The organism is Amaricoccus sp. (genome assembly GCF_036846665.1).
Classification (GTDB): Bacteria; Pseudomonadota; Alphaproteobacteria; order Rhodobacterales; family Rhodobacteraceae; genus Amaricoccus.
On the sequence record NZ_DAIUBO010000212.1, the window covers coordinates 1 to 6,673 of the forward strand.

Annotated in this window: 8 protein-coding genes; 1 reads left to right on the forward strand and 7 read right to left on the reverse strand. The window is 70.1% G+C overall.

All coding sequences use genetic code 11. From position 1 onward, the window contains the following. Positions 1-149: 149 nt before the first annotated feature. From V7050_RS16700 to V7050_RS16720, 5 genes are all read right to left on the reverse strand, one after another. A complete protein-coding gene (locus V7050_RS16700) occupies positions 150-839 on the reverse strand; it encodes an ABC transporter permease (protein WP_324373779.1) in 690 nt (229 codons plus the stop codon). A gap of 30 nt (positions 840-869) precedes the next feature. Then, complete coding sequence (locus V7050_RS16705) at positions 870-1,637, reverse strand: transporter substrate-binding domain-containing protein (protein WP_324365570.1); 768 nt, start codon at positions 1,635-1,637, stop codon at positions 870-872. A gap of 193 nt (positions 1,638-1,830) precedes the next feature. Beyond that, positions 1,831-2,142, reverse strand: a complete 312-nt coding sequence (locus V7050_RS16710; protein ID WP_324365571.1) for a hypothetical protein — start codon at positions 2,140-2,142, stop codon at positions 1,831-1,833. Between the two features lie 104 nt (positions 2,143-2,246). Next, the gene (locus V7050_RS16715) at positions 2,247-2,885 is read right to left on the reverse strand and encodes a DUF1638 domain-containing protein (protein ID WP_324365584.1); all 639 of its coding nucleotides are present in this window, start codon (positions 2,883-2,885) and stop codon (positions 2,247-2,249) included. Positions 2,886-2,974: 89 nt separating this feature from the next. Further along, on the reverse strand, positions 2,975-3,682 hold the full coding sequence (locus V7050_RS16720; protein WP_324365572.1) for a corrinoid protein: 708 nt from the start codon (positions 3,680-3,682) through the stop codon (positions 2,975-2,977). Positions 3,683-3,858: 176 nt separating this feature from the next. Here V7050_RS16720 and V7050_RS16725 point away from each other — a divergent pair, with 176 nt between their 5' ends. Continuing rightward, positions 3,859-4,947: a PA0069 family radical SAM protein gene (locus V7050_RS16725; protein WP_324365573.1), complete on the forward strand. Its 1,089-nt coding sequence runs from the start codon at positions 3,859-3,861 to the stop codon at positions 4,945-4,947. 9 nt (positions 4,948-4,956) lie between these two features. Here the strand turns inward: V7050_RS16725 and bmt are convergent, their stop codons facing one another. Both bmt and V7050_RS16735 read right to left on the reverse strand, forming a co-directional pair. Next, positions 4,957-5,970, reverse strand: a complete 1,014-nt coding sequence (bmt, locus tag V7050_RS16730) for a betaine--homocysteine S-methyltransferase (RefSeq protein ID WP_324365574.1) — start codon at positions 5,968-5,970, stop codon at positions 4,957-4,959. A 22-nt stretch (positions 5,971-5,992) separates the two neighbouring features. Then, positions 5,993-6,424, reverse strand: coding sequence for a SufE family protein (locus V7050_RS16735; protein WP_324365575.1), 432 nt, complete (start codon positions 6,422-6,424; stop codon positions 5,993-5,995). Between the last annotated feature and the right edge of the window lie 249 nt (positions 6,425-6,673).

Below are 6,673 nucleotides of genomic sequence, written 5' to 3' on the forward strand. Positions count from 1 at the left end.
TGATCAGGGGCGAGACGACCGGCACCCTGCGCGCCCGCGAGAGACCGGCGGGCAGCGCGATCGAGAATCCGATCGCCAGAGCGAGGAAGGTCAGCTGCAGCGTCATCCAGACCCCGGCGGCGAAGAGCTGCCAGTTCAGGACCACCAGATCAGCGCGCATCGGCGAACCCCGCCGAGGCGCGCCGTTCGAGGAGCCCGAGCAGGACCTGCGAGACCCAGGTGACCAGCAGATAGGCGAGGAGCACCGCGGAGAAGAAGACGAAGGGTTCGCGCGTGGACTTGCCGGCGTCGCTGGCGAGCCCGACCAGGTCCTGGAGCCCGATCACCGAAACGATCGCGGTCGCCTTGACCAGCACCTGCCAGACATTGCCGTATCCGGGCAGGGCGAAGCGGATCAGTTGCGGGATCACCACCTTGCGTTGCAGCGGCAGCCCGCGCAGGCCGAGGGCCATCGCGGCTTCGGTCTGGCCGCGCGGGATCGTGAGATAGGCGCCGCGAAAGGTCTCGGTGAGATAGGCGCCGTAGATAATCCCGATGGTGAAGACCCCGGCGACGAAGGGCGTGACGGCGACCTGACCGAGGCCGAGCGCGCCGGTGATGTCGTTGACCAGCCTCTGGCCGCCGAAATAGACGAGAAAGAGCCAGACCAGATCGGGGGCACCGCGCACCAGGGTGGTATAGGCGAGGGCGAGGGCGCGGAGGATCGGGCCGCCGCCGAGCTTGCCGGCGGCCCCGAGGCCGCCGAGCAGGGTGGCGAGCGCGAGCGACAGCAGGGCCAGCGAGAGGGTGACGACGGCACCGCCCGCGAGGAGCGGCGCGTATCGGATCAGGCTCTCCATCGCGCCCCGGTGCCGGTCCGCCGCTCGGGCCTAGTCTTCGCTGCCGTAGATGTCGAAGTCGAAATACTGCGACTCGATCTCCTGATAGGTGCCGTTGGCGCGGATGGCGTCGATCGCCGCGGAGAGCCTGTCGCGCAGGCCGGTATCCTCCTTGCGGATGCCGATGCCGTTCCCGGCGCCGTGGATCTCGGGCTCGTAGAAATCGCCGTCGAGCGCGACGAAGCCGGCTCCTGGCTCGGTCTGGAGGAAGCCCAGGCTGAGTGCGACGCTGTCGGCCATCATCGCGTCGATGCGACCCGCGACCAGGTCGAGGTTCGCTTCGTCCTGGCTGGCGTAGAGCCGGATCTCGGAGGCGCCGTAGTACTTGTCGAGATAGGCGTTGTGGGTGGTGCCGCGCTGCACGCCGATCACCTTGCCGGCCATGCCTTCGGGCGTCGCGACCAGGCCGGAATCCGCGGCCGCGATCATCATCGGCGGCGTCTGGTAGTATTTCTTGGTGAAGTCGATGACCGCCATGCGCTCGGCCGTGATCGCCATCGAGGCGACGATGGCGTCGCATTTCCTCTCCAGGAGCGCGGGAATGATCCCGTCCCAGTCGACCTTGACCAGGGCGCATTCCTCGTCGATCTCGGCGCAGAGGGCATTGGCGATATCGACGTCGAAGCCGACGATGCTGCCGTCCACGGCGGTCTCGGAGAACGGCGGATAGGCGCCCTCGACGCAGATGTTCAGCGCCAGCGCGGGCCCGGATATCGCCAGCGCCACGGCGGCGATGGCGGCTTGCAATGTCCGTGTCATGATGCTCCCCCGGCTGTGTGCTCGCGCTACCGAGCCTCATCCAGGCCGCCCGGCAGGTCAAGGGCGGCCGGTGGCCGTTCCGGGCGGAGAATCCGCTGTCCCCATGGGGACAGACTTTAATGCTTTGATTTATAACACAAAAAGTGTTAACGATCGAATCCGCCGCGGTTCCGGCCCTGCGGCCGGCACCCGTTCACAGGACGACGAACCAGGCGAAGAGCGTGCCGATCACCGGCAGGGCGAGCGGCGCGACGCGGGCCACCAGCAGCTCGTCATCGGCCTCGAGGCAGTTCATGTCGAGCCCGAGCAGCCGCTGGCGCCGGCGGACGAGCCCCTCGAAGACGCGCGCGATCAGCGGCCCGGTGGTGGTCAGCACCGCGAGCACCGCGAGATGCACCGACGTCATGTCCGCCGCGAGGCAATAGAACATCAGCAGCGCCAATAGGAGAATCAGGCCGATCAGGCCCGCGACGAGCATGAGCTGCAATTCGCGTCGGATATGCATGCCGTCCTCCCTGCGCCGGCGGCCGTCCCGCGGGGCGATTCGCGGCCAGGAGGGCAAGCGTTACAGGCGCGGCCACGGATGCCGGCCCGCGCGGGCGAGGGCGGTCAGACGGCGCGCAGCGCCGCCGGCAGGTCGCCGTAGCCGGTGAAGCGGCGCTCGTAGGCGAGGCCGAGGCGGTCGGCGGCGTCCTCGGCCAGCCGGTCGAGCGCGGGATCCTCGGTCTGGGCGAGATAGACCAGCCGCTCGTAATTGCCGAAGACCATGTCGCGCAGCTCGGGATGCCGGTCGAGGCCCATGGGCTTCCAGACGAAGGCGTCGAACTGGCGCACGAGGAAATCGGTGAGGTAGAAGGCGGTCATTTCCGCGTCGCCGCGCGCGGCGAAGGTCTCGTTGCCGTCGAAGAAGCTGTAGCAATGGGGGCCGGCGATCATCTCCACGCCGAGGGCGTCGCAGCGCGCCTGAAGCATTCCGCCGGTGCCGCAATCGGCATAGGCCACGAAGATCGCCCGGTAGCGCGGCCGTGCCTCGACCACGGCGGCCTCGACCGCATCGGGGATCCGGTCCGGCCAGAGGTGCAGCTTGGCCGGAAGGCATTGCAGGTCCATGTGGTGCCAGCCGTTCAGGCGCTTGAGCGCGAGGATCTCGCGGGCGAGCGCGCCGCAGGCCAGGATCAGCACCCGGCCCTGCGGCCGTTCCGGCGCGTCGATGCCCGTTTCGGTCAGGCTGCGGTCGTCGAGGTCCATGGATCCCATCTAGGCGCTCCCGCCCCGCTCGGCCAGATGCCCCGACGGGTTTCCGGTCGCGGGGCGGGCGCGCCGGGGCGCGCGCCCACTCACACCGAGGCGCGGCGCATCTGGTTGTGCTTGCGGGCGATGAAGTCCTTGGCGGTCTCGACCGCCACCGCCGCGTCGCGGCAATAGGCGTCGGCACCGATCGCCCGGCCGAACTCCTCGTTGAGCGGCGCGCCGCCCACCAGGATGATGTAATCGTCGCGGGCGCCCTTTTCCTTCAGCGTGTCGATGACGACCTTCATGTAGGGCATGGTGGTGGTCAGAAGTGCGGACATGCCGAGGATGTCGGCCTCCTCGCGTTCCAGCGCCTCGAGGTATTTCTCGACCGGATTGTTGATGCCGAGATCCACCACCTCGAAGCCCGCGCCCTCCATCATCATCGAGACGAGGTTCTTGCCGATGTCGTGGATGTCGCCCTTCACCGTGCCGATGACCATCTTGCCCAGGCGCGGCGCGCCGGTCTCGATCAGCAGCGGCTTCAGGATGCCCATGCCGGCCTTCATGGCGTTGGCGGCGAGCAGCACCTCGGGCACGAAGAGGATGCCGTCGCGGAAATCGATGCCGACGATGCGCATGCCCTCGACCAGCGCCTTGGTCAGGATGTCGTAGGGCGTCCAGCCGCGTTCGAGCAGGATGTTGACCGCCTCGACGATCTCGTCCTTCAGCCCGTCGTAGAGGTCGTCATGGATCTGCGGGACCAGTTCGTCATCCGGCAGCTCGCTCAGAATCAGCTCTTCGTCCCCAGACATTGCACGCTCCTTCTCGCTCACTGGCGCCCAGCCATAGAAGCGCGATTCCGGTCCCTACGTCAAATTCGAATAGTGGTTGCGAACGAAAGCGACCCGCTGCCGACATCCACCGACGCGGCCGTTCGAGGGGCGCGTCGGCCTTGCGGATGTTCCCTCTATGTTCTAGGATCGGGACCATGTCCCAGCCGCCTCCCATTCCGCCGGGCGGCCCGCGCAGGAGGGCGCGGGGTGCTGCGAGCAACGCCGCCGGCCGGTTCGAGCCCTATGCGCGCGAAGCGGTGGACGACGGCTGGGGGGCGGAGGCGGATCCGCCGCCGCTGCGCACCGAGATCGCCTTCGAGGCGCCGCGCAGCGTCATCACCCGGAACCGCTCGCCGGACGTGGGATTCGACCGCTCGATCAATCCCTATCGCGGCTGCGAGCACGGCTGCGTCTATTGCTTCGCCCGGCCGACCCACGCCTTCCTCGGCCTCTCGCCGGGGCTCGATTTCGAGACGCGGATCACCGCGAAGCCCAGCGCGCCGGAGCTTCTGGCGGCGGAGCTGGCGCGGCCGTCCTACCGCCCGGCGCCGATCGCGATCGGCACCAATACCGACCCCTACCAGCCGGCCGAGCGCGACCTCGGCATCATGCGGCGCATCCTCGAGGTGCTGCGGGATTTCGGCCATCCGGTGACGGTGGTCACCAAGGGCGCGCTGATCGAGCGGGATGTCGACATCCTCGGCGCCATGGCGGCGGCGGGGCTGGCACGGGTCGGGGTCTCGCTCACCACCCTCGACCGGGATCTCGCGCGCAGCCTCGAGCCGCGGGCGGCGGCCCCGGAGCGGCGGCTGGCGGTGATCCGGCGCCTCGCGGCGGCCGGGGTGCCGGTCCGGGCGATGATCGCGCCGGTGATCCCGGGGCTGACCGATCACGAGATCGAGGCCCTGCTCGCCGCGGCCCGGGAGGCGGGCGCCGCTGCGGCGAGCTACATCCTCCTGCGCCTGCCGCTCGAGGTCGGGCCGCTCTTTCGCGAATGGCTGGAGGCGGCGCGACCCCTTCGTGCGGCTGCAGTCATGGCGCGGGTGCGCGAGACCCGGGGCGGGCGCGACTACGATCCCGCCTGGCACCGGCGCATGTCGGGGACCGGCCTCCATGCCGGGCTGATCGCCCGGCGGTTCGAGGTCGCTTCGCGCCGGCTGGGGCTCGACCGCGAGCTGCCGGCGCTGCGCTGCGACCGCTTCGCCGTGCCCGGGGGCGCGGCGCGGCAGCTGGAGCTCTTCTGAGGCCTGCGCTCAGCCGCGCCGCCGGCGGCGTTCGCGGCCGCCGCCGCTGCCCTCGGGCTCCATGCCGTCGCTGCCGGAGGAGAATTCGCCGAGCCGCGCGCTGATGGTGGCGAGATCGGGCGCCGGGCCCGGCTCCGTGGTCTCGAGCGCGCGGCGCATGGCGGCGAGATGGGCGGGCGTGGTGCCGCAGCAGCCGCCGATGATCTTCGCGCCGCAGTCGCGGGCGAGCAGCGCGTAATCGGCCATGAGCTCGGGCGTGCCGTCGTAGTGGATGTGGCCGTCGACGAACTTGGGGATGCCGGCATTGCCCTTGGCGACGATCGGCAGGGCGGGCCGTGCCGCGGCCATGCCGAGCACGGTGCGCAGGAGGTCCGAGGCGCCGACGCCGCAATTCGCGCCGAAGGCCAGCGGCTGATGCGCGAGCCCGGCGACGAGGCGGACCATGTCGCCCGAGGTGACGCCCATCATCGTGCGCCCGGCGGTGTCGAAGCTCATGGTCCCGACCCAGGGCGCGCCGGTGCGCGCGATGCCGCGCGCCGCCGCCTCGAATTCGTCGGGGGCCGAGATCGTCTCGACCCAGAGCACGTCCGCGCCGCCCTCGAGCAGGCCGCGCGCCTGTTCCTCGAACATCTCCGCCGCCGCCTCCACGGTCAGCGGGCCGAGCGGCGCCATGATCTCGCCGGTCGGCCCCATGGAGCCCGCGACCACCACCGGCCGCCCGGCGGCATCGGCGGCCTCGCGGCCGATGGCGGCGGCGATCCGGTTCAGCTCCCGCACCTGCCCGTCGGCATCGTGCAGCCTGAGCCGGCTGGCGTTGCCGCCGAAGCTGTTGGTCAGGAACAGGTCGCTGCCGGCCCCGATCGAGCCGTCATAGAGCGCGCGCACCTTCTCCGGCGCGGCGAGGTTCCACAATTCCGGCGCCTCGCCGGATTCGAGCCCCATGTTGAAGAGGTTGGTGCCGGTGGCGCCGTCCGCCAGCAGCCAGTCGCGCCCCGAAAGCAGGGCCTGCAATGTCGTGGTCATGTCCCTCGCCGTCTCCAAGATCTCAAGCCTGCGCCAGCGCGCCCTGGGCGATGGCGCGCATCCGTCCCACCATGGCCCGCAGCCCGTTCGACCGCTGCGAGGAGAGATGCTGGTCGAGCCCGAGCCGGCCGAGCTCGCCCGGCGCGTCCACGGCCAGCACCTGCCCGGGATCGAGCCCGGCATAGAGCGCGTGCAGCACCGCGATCAGGCCGCGCACGATCATCGCGTCCGAATCGCCGCGGAAGTCGAAGCGGGCCGCGCGGCCGGCGCCATCGAGCCGCGGCACGATCCAGACCTGGCTGGCGCAGCCCTCGACCTTGGTCGCCGGGGTCTTCAGCGCGTCGTCGAGCGCCGGCATCGCCTTTCCGAGGTCGATGACATAGCGGTACCGGTCCTCCCAATCCTCCAGGAAGGCGAAATCCTCGACGATCTCCTCGAAGCGTTCGGTAGCCACGCGGCATGCCCTGAGCTGCGGTTGGGCTGCGATGTAAGCTCTTGGAAGGGCCACGTCCAGATCCCGGCTGCGGCGGCCCGGAGTTTGGCCTTTCCAAGCCCCGCGCGAGCGTCTATGCCCCGGGACCGGAATTGCGGCGCGGACGAATGCGACACGGACCCCTGATCCTCGGCTGTCTTCTCGGCCTCGCCGGGTGTTCCTACGAGATCCCGGATTTTCTGGGGCGGGAGGGCGCCGGCACCGGGTCCT